15 protein-coding genes are annotated in these 15138 nt (G+C 71.3%); 8 read left to right on the top strand and 7 right to left on the bottom strand.

Translation table 11 applies throughout. The annotated features are described in order from the left end of the window. Window positions 1-5 precede the first annotated feature (5 nt). From H4N64_RS02460 to H4N64_RS02470, 3 genes are all read right to left on the bottom strand, one after another. Entirely contained in the window at window positions 6-2369 is a 2364-nt protein-coding gene (locus H4N64_RS02460) for a Tex family protein (RefSeq protein ID WP_222108429.1), read from the bottom strand. A 109-nt stretch (window positions 2370-2478) separates the two neighbouring features. Next, a complete protein-coding gene (locus tag H4N64_RS02465) occupies window positions 2479-2610 on the bottom strand; it encodes an LPFR motif small protein (RefSeq protein ID WP_336246622.1) in 132 nt (43 codons plus the stop codon). An 80-nt stretch (window positions 2611-2690) separates the two neighbouring features. Beyond that, window positions 2691-3560 (bottom strand): SCO6745 family protein, encoded by an 870-nt coding sequence (locus H4N64_RS02470; RefSeq protein WP_186280390.1) that lies wholly within the window; start codon window positions 3558-3560, stop codon window positions 2691-2693. A 117-nt stretch (window positions 3561-3677) separates the two neighbouring features. Between H4N64_RS02470 and H4N64_RS02475 the strand changes: the two genes are divergently transcribed. Then, the gene (locus tag H4N64_RS02475) at window positions 3678-4637 is read left to right on the top strand and encodes a GlxA family transcriptional regulator (RefSeq protein ID WP_186280391.1); all 960 of its coding nucleotides are present in this window, start codon (window positions 3678-3680) and stop codon (window positions 4635-4637) included. A 20-nt stretch (window positions 4638-4657) separates the two neighbouring features. Further along, entirely contained in the window at window positions 4658-5293 is a 636-nt protein-coding gene (locus H4N64_RS02480; protein WP_186280392.1) for a DJ-1/PfpI family protein, read from the top strand. Here the strand turns inward: H4N64_RS02480 and H4N64_RS02485 are convergent. Beyond that, entirely contained in the window at window positions 5280-6035 is a 756-nt protein-coding gene (locus H4N64_RS02485; RefSeq protein ID WP_186280393.1) for an enoyl-CoA hydratase/isomerase family protein, read from the bottom strand. The genes H4N64_RS02480 and H4N64_RS02485 overlap by 14 nt on opposite strands. A gap of 266 nt (window positions 6036-6301) precedes the next feature. Here H4N64_RS02485 and H4N64_RS02490 point away from each other — a divergent pair, with 266 nt between their 5' ends. Then, the gene (locus H4N64_RS02490) at window positions 6302-6778 is read left to right on the top strand and encodes an ATP-binding protein (RefSeq protein WP_186280559.1); all 477 of its coding nucleotides are present in this window, start codon (window positions 6302-6304) and stop codon (window positions 6776-6778) included. A 6-nt stretch (window positions 6779-6784) separates the two neighbouring features. On the opposite strand, the gene idi is transcribed toward H4N64_RS02490, so the two are convergent. The 3 genes from idi to galE form a co-directional block, all read right to left on the bottom strand. Next, window positions 6785-7378: an isopentenyl-diphosphate Delta-isomerase gene (gene idi, locus H4N64_RS02495; protein WP_186280394.1), complete on the bottom strand. Its 594-nt coding sequence runs from the start codon at window positions 7376-7378 to the stop codon at window positions 6785-6787. 166 nt (window positions 7379-7544) lie between these two features. Further along, a complete protein-coding gene (locus H4N64_RS02500) occupies window positions 7545-8483 on the bottom strand; it encodes a cation diffusion facilitator family transporter (protein WP_186280395.1) in 939 nt (312 codons plus the stop codon). A 134-nt stretch (window positions 8484-8617) separates the two neighbouring features. Next, window positions 8618-9583, bottom strand: a complete 966-nt coding sequence (gene galE, locus H4N64_RS02505; protein WP_186280396.1) for a UDP-glucose 4-epimerase GalE — start codon at window positions 9581-9583, stop codon at window positions 8618-8620. Between the two features lie 277 nt (window positions 9584-9860). Here galE and H4N64_RS02510 point away from each other — a divergent pair, with 277 nt between their 5' ends. Genes H4N64_RS02510 through H4N64_RS02530 form a run of 5 tightly spaced genes read left to right on the top strand, consistent with a single transcriptional unit; the run spans window position 9861 to window position 15090 of the window. Further along, window positions 9861-11654 carry a DUF5941 domain-containing protein gene (locus H4N64_RS02510; protein ID WP_186280397.1) on the top strand — a complete coding sequence of 598 codons (1794 nt, stop codon included), beginning with the start codon at window positions 9861-9863 and terminating at the stop codon, window positions 11652-11654. Continuing rightward, the gene (locus H4N64_RS02515; RefSeq protein ID WP_186280398.1) at window positions 11651-12403 is read left to right on the top strand and encodes a phosphocholine cytidylyltransferase family protein; all 753 of its coding nucleotides are present in this window, start codon (window positions 11651-11653) and stop codon (window positions 12401-12403) included. Before H4N64_RS02510 ends, H4N64_RS02515 begins: the two co-directional genes overlap by 4 nt. Continuing rightward, entirely contained in the window at window positions 12391-13452 is a 1062-nt protein-coding gene (locus H4N64_RS02520) for an iron-containing alcohol dehydrogenase (RefSeq protein ID WP_186280399.1), read from the top strand. Before H4N64_RS02515 ends, H4N64_RS02520 begins: the two co-directional genes overlap by 13 nt. Next, entirely contained in the window at window positions 13430-14209 is a 780-nt protein-coding gene (locus H4N64_RS02525; RefSeq protein WP_186280400.1) for a CDP-alcohol phosphatidyltransferase family protein, read from the top strand. Before H4N64_RS02520 ends, H4N64_RS02525 begins: the two co-directional genes overlap by 23 nt. Next, complete coding sequence (locus H4N64_RS02530; protein WP_186280401.1) at window positions 14206-15090, top strand: glycosyltransferase; 885 nt, start codon at window positions 14206-14208, stop codon at window positions 15088-15090. Before H4N64_RS02525 ends, H4N64_RS02530 begins: the two co-directional genes overlap by 4 nt. Window positions 15091-15138 lie beyond the last annotated feature (48 nt).

Here is a 15138-nt window from a genome sequence, read left to right on the forward strand (position 1 = left end):
ATGGGTCAGCGCTTGCCCTTCTTCGGGTCCAGCAGCCCCGCCCGGCGCAGCGCGTCGGCCATCGCGCTGTTGGCCGGAGGCGGCGCCTGGCGCGCGTTGCCGCCACCGCCACCGCCGCCACGCCCCTGCCGCTGCTGCGGCGGACGCCCGCCGCGCTGCTGACGGCGCTCACCGCCGCCGGACTGGCCCTGCGGGGTGGCCTCGTCGTCCAGCCGGAGCGTCAGCGAGATCCGCTTGCGCGGGATGTCGACATCGAGGACCTTCACCTTGACGATGTCACCCGGCTTGACGACGTCCCGAGGATCCTTGACGAACGTCTTCGACATCGCGGAGACATGCACCAGACCGTCCTGGTGGACACCGACGTCGACGAAGGCACCGAAGGCGGCGACATTCGTGACGACGCCCTCCAGGACCATCCCGGACGACAGGTCGGAGATCTTCTCGACGCCCTCCTTGAAGGTGGCCGTCCTGAAGGCGGGCCGTGGGTCGCGCCCGGGCTTCTCCAGCTCCTTGAGGATGTCGGTGACGGTCGGCAGACCGAACGTCTCGTCCACGAACTCCTGCGGCCTCAGCGACCGCAGCACACCGGTGTTCCCGATGAGCGAGGCCACCTCCTGGCCGGAGGTCTTCACCATCCGCCGGACGACCGGGTATGCCTCCGGGTGCACGCTGGAGGCGTCCAGCGGGTCGTCGCCGCCCCGGATCCGCAGGAAGCCCGCGCACTGCTCGTAAGCCTTCGGGCCGAGCCGGGCGACCTTCTTCAGCTCGGAGCGGGACGTGAAGGGACCGTTGGAGTCGCGGTGCGCCACGATGTTCTCGGCGAGGCCGGAGGTGATGCCGGAGACCCGGGCGAGCAGCGGGGCGGAGGCGGTGTTCACGTCCACGCCGACGCCGTTCACACAGTCCTCCACCACCGCGTCCAGCGAGCGCGACAGCTTCACCTCGGACAGGTCGTGCTGGTACTGGCCGACGCCGATCGACTTCGGGTCGATCTTCACCAGCTCCGCGAGGGGGTCCTGGAGCCGGCGCGCGATGGAGACGGCGCCGCGCAGCGACACGTCCATGTCGGGCAGCTCCTGCGAGGCGAACGCGGAGGCCGAGTACACCGAGGCGCCGGCCTCGGACACCATCACCTTGGTGAGCTTCAACTCGGGGTGCTTGGTGATGAGTTCACCGGCGAGCTTGTCGGTCTCGCGGGACGCGGTGCCGTTGCCGATCGCGATCAGCTCGACCGCGTGCTCCTTGGCCAGCCGGGCGAGCTTGGCGATGGCCTCGTCCCACTTGTTGGCCGGGACGTGCGGGTGGATGACGTCGGTGGCGACGACCTTGCCGGTCGCGTCGACCACGGCGACCTTCACGCCTGTACGGAAGCCCGGGTCCAGGCCCAGCGTCGCGCGCGTGCCGGCCGGCGCGGCGAGCAGCAGGTCCCGCAGGTTCGCGGCGAAGACGTCGACCGCCTCGTCCTCGGCGGCCGTACGCAGCCGCAGCCGCAGGTCGATGCCGAGGTGCACCAGGATCCGGGTCCGCCAGGCCCAGCGGACGGTGTCCTTGAGCCACTTGTCGGCGGGCCGGCCCCGGTCGGTGATCTGGAACTTCGAGGCGACGATGCCCTCGTACGAGGACGGCCCGTCCGTCGGCTCCTCCGGCTCCAGGACGAGGTCGAGGACCTCCTCCTTCTCGCCGCGCAGCATCGCCAGGATCCGGTGCGAGGGGAGCTCGGTGAACGGCTCGGCGAAGTCGAAGTAGTCGGCGAACTTGGCGCCCGCCTCCTCCTTGCCCTCGCGCACCTTGGCGGCCAGCCGCCCACGCACCCACATGCGCTCACGCAGCTCGCCGATCAGATCGGCGTCCTCCGAGAACCGCTCGGTGAGGATCGCCCGGGCGCCGTCGAGGGCGGCCTGCGGATCGGCCACGCCCTTGTCGGCGTCGACGAACGCGGCGGCCGCGGCCAGCGGTTCCACGCCCGGATCGCCGAGCAACCCCTCGGCGAGCGGCTCAAGGCCCGCCTCGCGCGCGATCTGCGCCTTGGTCCGCCGCTTGGGCTTGTACGGCAGATAGATGTCCTCCAGGCGCGCCTTGGTCTCGGCACCCCGGATCCGCGCCTCCAGCTCGTCGGTGAGCTTGCCCTGCTCGCGCACGGACTCCAGGATCGCCGTCCGCCGCTCCTCCAGCTCCCGCAGATAGCGCAGCCGCTCATCGATCGTGCGCAGCTGCGCGTCGTCGAGCATCTCGGTCGCTTCCTTGCGGTAGCGGGCGATGAAGGGCACCGTCGAACCGCCGTCGAGCAGCTCCACGGCGGCCTTCACCTGCCGCTCCCGTACGCCGAGTTCCTCGGCGATCCTGCCTTCGATGGACCCTGTTGCCATGGACCCGCTGGACCCGGGTGTCGTCACGATCCGGTACCGCCTTCTCACTGAGGTTGCGCGGCAATTGTGGCAGGTGACACCGACAGCCGGGGCTCAGGGCGGGTCCGAGTCAGGCCCTGCGCCGCCGGGTGCCGCCGGACGCGCCGCCGAAGAGCCGGGCGAGCGCCCGGAACGGCAGCGTCACCACGGTGGCCACGGCCCCACCGATCTGGCGCAGAACGTCTGCGATAGCGCGGAACACGAGCATCCCCTTTCCTTCGCGGCCGAGTCGGCCGGTGCGGACCGGGTACCGCGCGCGCCCTCAGCCATGCGTGGCGGCGATCACGCCTTGCCGATCAGGTCGGCGGGGAACGCGCCCGCCGCCAGTGCCGTACGGACGAAGCCGGAGCCGAGCTCGGTCAGCCGGGCCACGCCTTCCGCGCCCAGGTGTTCATAGGGAGCCCGGTCCAGACGGTCCGTCTCGCGCTCGATCCCATCGCGCAGGGCGACGCCCTGTTCGGTCAGTTCGCCGGAGTCCTCCAGCAGTCCTCGCTCGCGCAGGCGGGCGCAGGCCGCGTCCCACTCCTCCTGGTTCCAGCCGCGGGTGACCAGCTGCCACCTCGGGGTGAAGCCCCGGCCGGTCGCGGTGTGCGTCACCAGCGCCTCCAGGCCGTCGAGCTCCGCGGACATCAGCGCGGCGAGATGCCCGTCGCCCCGGTGCTCGCGCAGCAGCGTGGCGGCGTGGAAGTACGCCATGTGCGGCTCCTCGGGAACCGGCAGGTCCGCGTGGGCCGCGTACAGCGGGCGCGCGTGGCGCGAGCACGCCTCGGTGGCGCGCAGTGCCAGCTGTGCCGCCTCGGCCAGCTCCGCGGAGGCGACGACCTCCTCGCCGAGCAGCCGGCGCAGCATGGCGTCGACGGCACGCGCGCGTGCCGCGAGCACCTGCTTGGGCGTGGCGGTGTCCCACACGGCGGGGACATGGCGGGCCACGGCCTCGTACTTGTAGTTGTAGAAGGTCGCCGCGACCGTGCCGGGCCCGACGGCGCCGAGCGCGGCGGCCCGCACCGCGAAGTTCACGGCCTTGGGGTGGGTGATCCCCAGGTCACCCGCCTCCTTGCCCAGTTCGGGCGCGAAGTAGTGCATGGAGTGCAGCGTGTTGAGCGCGTTGTGGCAGCGGCGGCCCGCGCGCGGGTCCAGAGCAGCTGTAGTCATGCCCGGCAGGTTACCGACCGCTTGGTATCCCAGGTCCAGACGGGCGGCACCAGGTGGCAGAAAAGGTGGGGGACTCGTCATTGCGGCCATGCGGCGCGCCCACCAAGAATCGTGGGCATGGCGCAGCGAACGGTTCTCCTGGTCCTCTTCGACGGTGTGCAGAGCCTCGATGTCACCGGCCCACTGGAGGTCTTCACCGGCGCGGAGAACCAGGCGCCGGGCACCTACCGCATCCGCACGGCATCCCTGGACGGCGGCCCCGTCCGCACCTCCAGCGGTCTGACCCTCGTACCGGACACCTCCCTCGCCGACGCACCCGCCCCGCACACCCTCCTCGTCCCGGGCGGAAAGGGCACCCGCGGTCCCGCCCCGCGCCTTACCGCCTGGCTGCGCGAGAACGGACCGCGCGCCGAGCGCCTCGTCTCCGTCTGTACCGGAGCGATCCTGCTCGCCGAGGCCGGACTGCTGGACGGCTGCCGCGCGACGACCCACTGGGCGTACTGCGCCAAGCTCGCCCGCGACCACCCGGCCGTCCAGGTCGACCCCGACCCCATCTACGTCCGCGACGGACACGTCTCCACCTCGGCCGGCGTCACCGCGGGCATCGACCTCGCGCTCGCCCTGGTCGAGGAGGACCTGGGCCGGGACACCGCCCTGACCATCGCCCGCCACCTGGTCGTCTTCCTGCGCCGACCGGGCAACCAGGCCCAGTTCAGCGCCCAGCTCGCCGCCCAGACCGCCCGGCGCGAACCGCTCCGGGACGTCCAGCAGTGGATCACCGAGCACCCGGCCGAGGACCTGGGCATCGAGGCGCTCGCCGCCCGCGCGGGACTCTCCCCGCGCCACTTCGCCCGCGCCTTCCGCGCCGAGACCGGCACGACCCCCGGCCGCTATGTCGACCGGGTCCGCCTGGAACACGCCCGCCGCCTCCTGGAGGACACCGCCGGAGGCGTCGAGGAGATCTCCCGAGCCAGCGGCTACGGCACCCCCGAGGCCATGCGCCGAGCCTTCCTGAAGGCCCTCGGCACGGCCCCGGCGGAGTACCGCCGGCGCTTCCACCCCGCACCCACACGCTGACGCCGAAGGAAAGGCCCACGATGCAGATCGCCATCGTCCTCTACGACCGCTTCACCGCCCTCGACGCCGTGGGCCCCTACGAGACCCTCGGCCGTCTCCCCGACGCGGAGACCGTCTTCGTGGCCGAGCGAACGGGCCCGGTCCGGACCGACACCGGAAACCTCGCGCTCACCGCCGACCGGACCCTGGCCGAGGTGCCGAGCCCGGACATCGTGATCGTGCCGGGCGGCCCCGGCCAGACCCCGCAGATGGAGAACGAGGCGCTCCTGGACTGGCTGCGCGCCGCCGACGGGACCAGCACCTGGACGACGTCCGTGTGCACCGGCTCCCTGCTGCTGGCCGCGGCGGGTCTTCTCAAGGGGCGCCGGGCGACCTCCCACTGGCTCGCCCTGGACTTCCTGAAGCGGTTCGGCGTCGAGCCCACGGGGGAGCGGGTGGTCACCGACGGCAAGTACGTCACCGCCGCCGGAGTCTCCTCCGGCATCGACATGGGCCTGACGCTCCTCGGGCGCATCGCGGGCGACGAACACGCTCAGGCCGTACAGCTGTTGACGGAGTACGACCCGCAGCCGCCCTACGACGCGGGCTCGCCCGAGAAGGCGCCCGCGCATCTCGTGGCGGAGTTCCGCTCCAAGAGCCGGTTCATTCTGACGTAGGAACGCTCCAGGTGAAGTGCGGCCGCCGGCGCTCAAGGAACGCGGCGACCCCCTCCGCGAGGTCGCCGCTGCCGCGTGCCTGTTCGGTCCAGTGGGCGTCCCGGTCCGGACGGCCGTTCGCGAACTCCTTGGCCGAGGCCTGCGTCAGCTGCGAGCGGCTCACCAGGATCCGGGTGAACTCCGCCACCCGCTTGTCCAGTTCGCCCACGGGCAGCAGCTCGTCGACCAGACCCGTGCGCAGGGCCCGCGCGGAGTCGATCAACTCGCCCGAGAACAGCAGGTACTTGGCGGTGGACGGGCCCATCAGCGCCACCAGCCGCCGGGTGGAGGAGGCCGGATACACGATGCCCAGCTTCGCAGGCGTCACCCCGAACAGCGCGCCCTCCTCGGCGAACCGCAGATCGCAGGCCGCCGCGAGCTGTGTCCCACCGCCCACGCAGTGCCCGCGAACGGCCGCCAGCGTCGGCTTGGGGAAGTCTCCCAGAGCGTCCTCGGCGAGCTTGGCGAGGCCCTGTGCCTCATCGGGAGTGTCCTTGAGCGCGCCGATGTCGGCCCCCGCGCAGAACGTCCCGCCCGCCCCGGTCAGCACCAGCGCCCGCACCCGCGGATCTGCCGCCAGCGTGTCGAGCAGCGGCGGCAGCGCGGCCCACATCGCCGAGGTCATGGCGTTGCGCTTCTCGGGGTGGTGGATGACGACGGTGGCCACCGAGTCGGTGACGCTGTGCAGCAGCTGCGGCTCCATGCGCCGGATGCTATCCACCCCACCGGACGGCCGATCAAGAAGGTACCGAGCCCCGGATCCCGACACCACCAAACCCGTACAACCCGAATAGTTCGTAAAGTCGGCACAGGCGGGACAGGACCGGTCCCGCACATGACCACGTCATGCGCCCTCGATCAGAAAGCGGTCGAAAAGCGCTGACTTGTGTTCAGTTCCATGGACCGGAGCGGCTCGTTACCAACACTCGACTCGTGGTGACAATCGAGCGCAAGGGTGGCGACCGGACGATGGAGAACCACGGGCGCGGGCCCGCCCCACGCCCAACAGGCGACCCACTGCCCTACGAGGGAGTGTGGCGGTTCACCGCCTCGGCCGTCGACGCGTCCGTCCCGCAGGCGCGGCACGCCGTACGGGATCTGCTCTACCGCCAGGGGGTGCCGCTGACGGACGATCAGGTGCACGCCCTGCTGCTGATCGTCTCGGAGCTGGTCACGAACGCCGTCCGGCATGCGGCGCTGCTGTCGCCGATGCTCGCCGTGGAGGTCGCGGTGGGCGCCGAGTGGGTGCGGGTGTCCGTGGAGGACAACCACCCTTACCGCCCGACCGCCCTGGAGGCCGACCACGCCCAGACCGGCGGGCGCGGGCTGCTGCTGGTGCGGGAGGTCACCCGGGAGGCGGGCGGCGTCTGCGACGTCGAGCACACCGCGAGCGGCGGCAAGGTGATCTGGGCCGCCCTGCCGCTCAAGCCCGCGCACGTCCCGTAGGGGGGCTCACCAGCCGGCGGACGGGCCCGTCAGTTCGCGCACCGCGGGACGGGCCGCGTCCAGCACGGTCATGAACCAGGACGAGAAGGTGTCCTTCGCGTGCCGCTCCGCCAGCTCCGCGGGCGTCACGAAGGCGGTGTCCCCGACCTCGGCCGGGTCGGGGTGCGGCGGGGACTGCACCAGGCCCACGAAGAGGTGGTTGTACTCCTGCTCCACCAGTCCCGAGTCCGGGTCCGGATGGTTGTAGCGGACCGTGCCTGCCTCCGCCATCAGCGACGGCGACACCCCGAGCTCCTCGTACGTCCGCCGGGCCGCCGCCGCGAAGGGTGCCTCACCGGGGTAGGGGTGGCCGCAGCAGGTGTTGGACCACACGCCGGGGGAGTGGTACTTGCCGAGCGCCCGCCGCTGGAGCAGCAGCCGGCCCCGCTCGTCGAAGAGGAACACGGAGAAGGCGCGGTGCAGCCGCCCCGGCGGCTGGTGGGCGGCGAGCTTTTCCGCGGTGCCGATCGTCACACCGTTCTCGTCGACCAGTTCGAGCAAAATCTCGTCTGCGGTGCCGTTCGACGGAGTGTGCGTCGCGGCGGCAGGTGTGATCGGCATACCCATCCTTCACATCGGTTGTGCGCCCCAAGTGTGCCGCACGAATCCGGCACTCCCGGCAGTTGATCGTGCCCGGCGCGGCGAAGGCGGAACCCTGGCGCGGCCCGGCTGTGGGAGTGAAGACGCCGCCGCGCGCTGGACCGCTGCGCTCCGTCGTGGACCGGTTTCAGTGGCAGAGCCGCGCCTCGTGCTCGGCGTGCCCGCCGGGCTCCAACTGGAAGGTGCAGTGCTCCACGTCGAAGTGGTCGCCGAGGCAGCCCTGGAGCTCGTGGAGCATTTTCTCGTGCCCGATCGCGCTGAGCGCCTCGGAGCTGACGACCACGTGCGCGGAGAGCACCGGCATACCGGAGGTGATGGTCCAGGCGTGCAGGTCGTGGACGTCCTCGACACCGTCCAGAGCCAGTATGTGGGCGCGCACCTCGGTCATGTCGACGCCCTTGGGGGCCGCCTCCAGCAGGACGTCGAGGGTCTCGCGCAGAAGCTTGACCGTGCGCGGCACGATCATGAGGCCGATGAGGAGCGAGGCGATCGGGTCGGCCGCCTGCCAGCCGGTCGTGAGGATCACCACCGCGGAGATCAGCACCGCCACCGAGCCCAGCGCGTCGGCGGCCACCTCCAGGAACGCCCCGCGGACGTTCAGGCTCTCCTTCTGGCCGCGCATCAGCAGGGTGAGCGAGATCATGTTCGCGACCAGACCGATCGCGCCGAACACGATGGTCAGCCCGCCCTCGGTCTCGGCCGGTGTGATGAACCGCTGGATCGCCTCGTACAGGACATAGCCGCCGACGCCGAGCAGCAGCAGACAGTTGGCGAGCGCGGCGAGGATCTCGGCGCGGGCGTAGCCGAAGGTGCGGTTGCCGGTCGCGGGGCGGCTCGCGAAGTGGATGGCCAGCAGCGCCATGGCGAGCCCCACCGCGTCGGTCGCCATGTGCGCGGCGTCCGCGACGAGGGCGAGCGAGTCGGCGACCACACCGCCGACGATCTCCACCACCATCACGGTGAGCGTGATCGACAGCGCGATACGCAGCCTGCCGCGGTACGCCGCGGTCGCCGTACCGCCGGCGTGACCGCCGTGCACGTGTCCGTGATCGTGCCCAGCCCCCATGGAAAGCCGCCTCCCGTTTTCGCTGCCGGATCACAGTGAACTACGGGTGGGGGGTATCGAGCAACGCGGCACTGAACACCGTTGTCATATGCCCTGACCTGCAGAAACGATGCGCAGGTCAGGGCGCTGGGCGATCATCCGCCGTGGTGCAGCAGCCACCCTCGCCACGCCGAGTCGACCATCTCGCCGACCGAGCGGCGGGCGGTCCAGCCGAGCTCGTCCGCGGCCCGCGCGGCCGAGGCGACGGCCCGCGGCGCGTCCCCGGGACGGCGGCCTTCCACGACGGGCGGCCGGGCGTCGCCGGTGATCTCGCCGATGACGTCGATCAGTTCGCGCACGGAGACGCCCTCGCCGCGGCCGATGTTCACCGTCAGATCACCGATCGGGTCGGAGAGCCGACGGGCGGCCGCGAGATGGGCCTCGGCGAGGTCGGCGACATGGATGTAGTCGCGGACGCACGTGCCGTCCGGCGTCGGATAGTCGTCGCCGAAGATCCGCGGGGCCTCGTCGCGGGTGAGCCGGTCGAAGACCATGGGCACGATGTTGAAGACGCCGGTGTCGGCGAGCTCGGGCGCGGCGGCGCCGGCCACGTTGAAATACCGCAGGCAGACCGTGGAGATTCCGTGTGCCCGCCCGGCGGCCCGTACCAGCCACTCGCCGGTGAGCTTTGTCTCGCCGTACGGGTTCACCGGCGCGCACGGGGTGTCCTCGGTGATGAGGTCCACATCCGGGTTGCCGTAGACGGCGGCCGAGGAGGAGAAGACGAACCGCCGGACACCGGCCTCGGCCACCGCGTCCAGGAGCGTGGCCAGACCGCCCACGTTCTCCCGGTAGTAGCGAGTCGGCTGTGCCACGGACTCGGCGACCTGCTTGCGCGCGGCGAGATGCACCACACCCGTCACCGCGTGCTCCGCGAGCACCCGCTTGAGCAGGTCGCCGTCGAGGGACGAGCCCTGGATCAGCGGCACACCCTCGGGCAGCCGTGCGGGCACCCCGGCCGAGAGGTCGTCCAGCGCCAGCACGCGCTCGCCGGCATCGGTCATGGCCCGCGCCACGTGTGCCCCGATGTATCCCGCCCCGCCTGTGATCAGCCATGTCATGGTCGCCCACCCTATGCTCAGCCCCCGCGACCGTAGGAAATGCGGTAAATGTCCGCTCTGGAAGCGCAGTTTGTGGGCCGGGCCCCGTTTCCCCGATGATGATCGCGGCAAGGGCGTGTGCGAACCACGTCGATCGGGCCGTGAAACGGGCGGTGAACGCCACGTTCCCGGTATCCGATAGCCTCTGCCGACATGCCGCCCGGGTGTCACGGACCAGGGGCGCCCCACCATGTCAATGACCGGCGCCCGCGCGTCGGCACCCAGGGAGTGAGTTCGGTTGTCGACCGCCATCCTCACCGGCCAGCCGGTCCCCGGAGCGTCGATCGAGGGCGATCTGCGCTCCCTCGGCTTCGACGTCCGGACCGCCGCCGACGCCGCGGAGGCCGAGACGCTGCTGGCCCGGGTGCCGAGCCAGGAGCGGGTCGCCCTGGTCGACGCCCGCTTCGTCGGCCATGTGCACGCGCTGCGCCTGGGCCTGACCGACCCCCGCTTCCCGCTCGCCGCGATTCCGGGCGCGGTCACGGCCCAGCCCGCCGCCCGGCAGGCCCTGACCCGCGCGCTGGCCCGCGAGAACTCCGCCGGGGGAACCACCCTCGTCGACAGCCTCGCCGACCGCCTCGTCGGGGCCCTCGACACCGAGGTGCACCGGCCCGAACTCGGCAGCCTGGTCGCGGAGGTCCCCACCGACCCCCAGGCCCGCAATGAGGCGCGGCAGTCCGTCGCCGCCGTCGACGACGAAGCCGTACGCCTGAAGTCGGCGGTGAAGGCCCGCGACGGCTTCTTCACCACCTTCTGCATCAGCCCCTACTCCCGCTACCTCGCCCGCTGGTGCGCGCGGCGCGGCCTGACCCCGAACCAGGTCACCACCGCATCCCTGCTCACCGCGCTCATCGCGGCGGGCTGCGCGGCCACCGGCACCCGCGGCGGCTTCGTCGCGGCCGGCGTGCTGCTGCTGTTCTCCTTCGTGCTGGACTGCACCGACGGCCAGCTCGCCCGCTACTCCCTGCAGTACTCCACGCTCGGCGCCTGGCTGGACGCCACCTTCGACCGGGCCAAGGAGTACGCCTACTACGCGGGCCTCGCCCTCGGAGCCGCCCGCGGCGGCGACGACGTATGGGCCCTCGCCCTCGGCGCGATGGTCCTGCAGTCCTGCCGGCACGTCGTGGACTTCTCCTTCAACGAGGCCAACCACGACGCCACCGCCAACACCAGCCCCACCGCCGCCCTCTCCGACAAGCTCGACAGCGTCGGCTGGACGGTCTGGGTGCGCCGCATGATCGTGCTGCCCATCGGCGAGCGCTGGGCGATGATCGCTGTCCTGACCGCGGTCACGACACCGCGGATCACCTTCTACGCCCTGCTCATCGGGTGTGCCTTCGCCGCCACCTACACCACGGCGGGCCGCGTGCTCCGCTCCCTGACGCGCAAGGCCAACCGCACCGACCGGGCCGCGCAGGCACTGTCCGACCTCGCGGACTCCGGCCCCCTCGCCCTGGGCTTCGCCGAGGCGTTCAAGAACCCCGCGCGGGGGTTGCCGGGCTTCACCGCCCCCGCCGTGGCCCTGCTCGGCGGTCTCGTGGTCGTCGCCACTTCCGCGCTCACCGACTTCGGCGGACCGTGGCCGATCGTCGCGGCCCTCTTCTACGCGGTGACCTCGGGTCTCGCCGTCGCCCGCCCCCTCAAGGGCGCCCTCGACTGGCTGGTCCCGCCGTTCTTCCGGGCGGCCGAGTACGGCACCGTGCTGGCCCTCGCTGTCAACGCCGGGGTGAACGGAGCCCTTCCTGCGGCTTTCGGGCTGGTGGCCGCTGTCGCCTACCATCACTACGACACGGTCTATCGCATCCGCGGCAACGCGGGCGCGCCCCCGCACTGGCTGGTGCGGGCGATCGGGGGGCACGAGGGCCGGACGCTGGTGGTCACGGTGCTGGCCGTGCTGTTCACCGCCGCACAGTTCAAGGTCGCGCTCACGGTCCTGGCCGTGGCCGTGGCACTGGTGGTGCTCGTCGAGAGCATCCGCTTCTGGGTCTCCGCTGGAGCCCCTGCCGTACACGATGAAGGAGAACCCGCATGATCGGCCTCGTGCTGGCGGCCGGCGCCGGACGGCGTCTGCGCCCCTACACCGACAGCCTTCCCAAGGCTCTGGTGCCGGTGGGCCCCGCGGGCATAGAGGGCGAACCAACGGTTCTCGACCTCACCCTCGCCAACTTCGCCGAGATCGGTCTCACCGAGGTCGCGATCATCGTCGGCTACCGCAAGGAGGCCGTGTACGAGCGCAAGGCGGCGCTGGAGGCCAAGTACGGCCTCAAGCTCACCCTCATCGACAACGACAAGGCCGAGGAGTGGAACAACGCCTACTCCCTGTGGTGCGGCCGTGACGCCCTCAAGGACGGCGTGATCCTCGCCAACGGCGACACCGTCCACCCGGTCTCCGTCGAGAAGACGCTGCTCGCCGCCCGCGGCGACGGCAAGAAGATCATCCTCGCCCTCGACTCCGTGAAGTCGCTCGCGGACGAGGAGATGAAGGTCGTCGTCGACCCCGACAAGGGCGTCACGAAGATCACCAAGCTGATGGACCCGTCCGAGGCCACCGGCGAGTACATCGGCGTCACCCTCATCGAGGGCGACGCCGCCCCCGAGCTGGCCGACGCCCTGAAGACGGTCTGGGAGACCGACCCGCAGCAGTTCTACGAGCACGGCTACCAGGAGCTCGTGAACCGCGGCTTCACCATCGACACGGCGCCGATCGGTGACGTTCAGTGGGTGGAGATCGACAATCACGACGATCTCGCCCGCGGACGGGAGATCGCGTGCCAGTACTGACCCGGCTGATTCCCTCGCCGCTCGTCGTGGACATCCGCCCGGGTGCCCTCGACGACCTGGGCTGTGTGCTCGCCGATGAGCGCATCTCGCACTCCGGCAAGCTTGCCGTCGCCGTCAGCGGCGGCTCCGGCGCCAAGCTGCGTCAGCGGCTGGAGCCGAGTCTGCCCGGCGCGACCTGGTACGAGGTCGGCGGGGGCACCCTCGACGACGCGGTCCGGCTGGCCGGCGACATAAAGGCCGGCCACTACGACGCGGTCGTCGGGCTCGGCGGCGGCAAGATCATCGACTGCGCCAAGTTCGCCGCGGCCCGGGTCGGCCTCCCGCTGGTCGCCGTACCGACGAACCTCGCGCACGACGGTCTGTGCTCGCCGGTCGCCACCCTCGACAACGACGCGGGCCGTGGCTCCTACGGTGTGCCCAACCCGATCGCGGTCGTCATCGACCTCGACGTCATCCGTGAGGCCCCGGTGCGCTTCGTGCGGGCCGGCATCGGCGACGCCGTCTCCAACATCTCCGCCATCGCGGACTGGGAGCTGGCCAACCGCGTCAAGGGCGAGAAGATCGACGGCCTCGCCGCCGCCATCGCCCGGCAGGCCGGCGAGGCGGTGCTCAGGCACCCGGGAGGCGTCGGGGACACCGACTTCCTCCAGGTGCTCGCCGAGGCGCTGGTGCTCAGCGGCATCGCCATGTCGGTGTCGGGCGACTCCCGCCCGTCCTCCGGCGCCTGCCACGAGATCAACCACGCCTTCGACCTGCTCTACCCGAGGCGGGCGGCCGCCCACGGTGAGCAGTGCGGACTGGGCGCGGCCTTCGCGATGTATCTGCGCGGAGCCCACGAGGAGTCGGCCTACATGGCCGGGGTGCTGCGTCGGCACGGGCTCCCGGTGCTGCCGGACGAGATCGGCTTCAGCACGGACGAGTTCGTCCGCGCGGTGGAGTTCGCCCCTCAGACCCGGCCCGGCCGCTACACGATCCTCGAACACCTCGACCTGAAAACCGACCAGATCAAGGACATCTACGCCGACTATGTCAAGGCCATCGGTAGCTGAACTCCGTCCGGTCGTCCACCCCGCGGGGGTGAAGGACCGGCGCAGCGGTGAGCACTGGATGGGACGCCTCTACATGCGTGAGGTGTCCCTGCGGGTCGACCGCTACCTGGTCAACACCAGGGTCACGCCCAACCAGCTCACGTACCTGATGACCGTCTTCGGTGTGCTCGCGGCCCCGGCACTGCTCGTGCCGGGGATCCCGGGCGCATTGCTCGGCGTGGTCTGCGTCCAGCTGTACCTGCTGCTGGACTGCGTCGACGGTGAGATCGCCCGCTGGAAGAAGCAGTACTCGCTGAACGGCGTCTACCTCGACCGCGTCGGCGCCTACCTCACCGACGCCGCCGTCCTCGTCGGCTTCGGGCTGCGCGCCGCCGACCTGTGGGGCAGCGGCCGTATCGACTGGCTGTGGGCCTTCCTCGGCACACTGGCCGCGCTCGGCGCCATCCTGATCAAGGCCGAGACCGACCTGGTCGGCGTCGCCCGGCACCAGGGCGGGCTGCCGCCGGTCAAGGAGGCCGCCGCCGAGATGCGCTCCTCCGGCATGGCGCTGGCCCGCCGGGCCGCCGCCGCGCTGAAGTTCCACCGGCTGATCCTGGGCATCGAGGCGTCCCTGCTGATCCTCCTGCTGGCGATCGTGGACGAGCTGCGCGGCGACCTGTTCTACTCGCGGCTCGGTGTCGCCGTACTCGCCGGCATCGCGCTGGTGCAGACCCTGTTGCACCTGGTGTCCATCCTCGCGTCGAGCAGGCTGAAGTGAGCGCCCCGATGAAGGTCGGGGCGGTCATCATCACCATGGGCAACCGCCCCGACGAACTGCGCGCCCTCCTCGACTCGATCGCCAAGCAGGACGGCGACCGCGTCGAGGTGGTCGTGGTCGGCAACGGCTCGCCGGTCCCGGACGTCCCCGAGGGCGTGCGCACCATGGAGCTGCCCGAGAACCTGGGCATTCCCGGCGGGCGCAACGTCGGCATCGAGGCCTTCGGCCCCAGCGGCCGCGACGTCGACATATTGCTCTTCCTCGACGACGACGGACTCCTCGCCCAGCACGACACCGCCGAGCTCTGCCGCGAGGCCTTCGCCGCCGACCCCCGGCTCGGCATCATCAGCTTCCGCATCGCCGACCCGGAAACCGGCGAGACCCAGCGCCGCCACGTCCCCCGGCTGCGCGCCAAGGACCCGATGCGCTCCTCCCGGGTCACCACCTTCCTCGGCGGCGCCAACGCGGTCCGCACCCAGGTCTTCGCCGAAGTCGGCGGCCTCCCGGACGAATTCTTCTACGCACACGAGGAAACCGACCTGGCATGGCGGGCCCTCGACGCGGGCTGGATGATCGACTACCGGTCCGACATGGTGCTGTACCACCCCACGACCGCCCCCTCCCGGCACGCGGTCTACCACCGCATGGTCGCCCGCAACCGGGTCTGGCTCGCCCGCCGCAATCTCCCCACGCTCCTCATCCCCGTCTACCTGGGCGTCTGGATGCTGCTCACCCTGGTGCGCCGCCCCTCGCGGCCCGCGCTGAGGGCATGGTTCGGCGGTTTCCGGGAAGGCTGGACGAGCCCGTGCGGCCCCCGCCGGCCCATGAAGTGGCGTACGGTGTGGCGGCTGACCCGGCTGGGCCGTCCTCCTGTCATCTGACAAGCTTCACTGAACGCACAGGAGGTCCACACCCAGGCCTCAGGCTCA

It is taken from the genome of Streptomyces cupreus (genome assembly GCF_014257025.1).
GTDB classification, from domain to species: domain Bacteria; phylum Actinomycetota; class Actinomycetes; order Streptomycetales; family Streptomycetaceae; genus Streptomyces; species Streptomyces cupreus.

What these genes read in the sequence shown, in the direction of transcription:
- H4N64_RS02460 (WP_222108429.1), bottom strand. Translation starts at nt 2,369, where the DNA reads ATGGCAACAGGGTCCATCGAAGGCAGGATCGCCGAGGAACTCGGCGTA.
- H4N64_RS02470 (WP_186280390.1), bottom strand. Translation starts at nt 3,560, where the DNA reads ATGACTACAGCTGCTCTGGACCCGCGCGCGGGCCGCCGCTGCCACAAC.
- H4N64_RS02475 (WP_186280391.1), top strand. Translation starts at nt 3,678, where the DNA reads ATGGCGCAGCGAACGGTTCTCCTGGTCCTCTTCGACGGTGTGCAGAGC.
- H4N64_RS02480 (WP_186280392.1), top strand. Translation starts at nt 4,658, where the DNA reads ATGCAGATCGCCATCGTCCTCTACGACCGCTTCACCGCCCTCGACGCC.
- H4N64_RS02485 (WP_186280393.1), bottom strand. Translation starts at nt 6,035, where the DNA reads ATGGAGCCGCAGCTGCTGCACAGCGTCACCGACTCGGTGGCCACCGTC.
- H4N64_RS02490 (WP_186280559.1), top strand. Translation starts at nt 6,302, where the DNA reads ATGGAGAACCACGGGCGCGGGCCCGCCCCACGCCCAACAGGCGACCCA.
- idi (WP_186280394.1), bottom strand. Translation starts at nt 7,378, where the DNA reads ATGCCGATCACACCTGCCGCCGCGACGCACACTCCGTCGAACGGCACC.
- H4N64_RS02500 (WP_186280395.1), bottom strand. Translation starts at nt 8,483, where the DNA reads ATGGGGGCTGGGCACGATCACGGACACGTGCACGGCGGTCACGCCGGC.
- galE (WP_186280396.1), bottom strand. Translation starts at nt 9,583, where the DNA reads ATGACATGGCTGATCACAGGCGGGGCGGGATACATCGGGGCACACGTG.
- H4N64_RS02515 (WP_186280398.1), top strand. Translation starts at nt 11,651, where the DNA reads ATGATCGGCCTCGTGCTGGCGGCCGGCGCCGGACGGCGTCTGCGCCCC.
- H4N64_RS02525 (WP_186280400.1), top strand. Translation starts at nt 13,430, where the DNA reads ATGTCAAGGCCATCGGTAGCTGAACTCCGTCCGGTCGTCCACCCCGCG.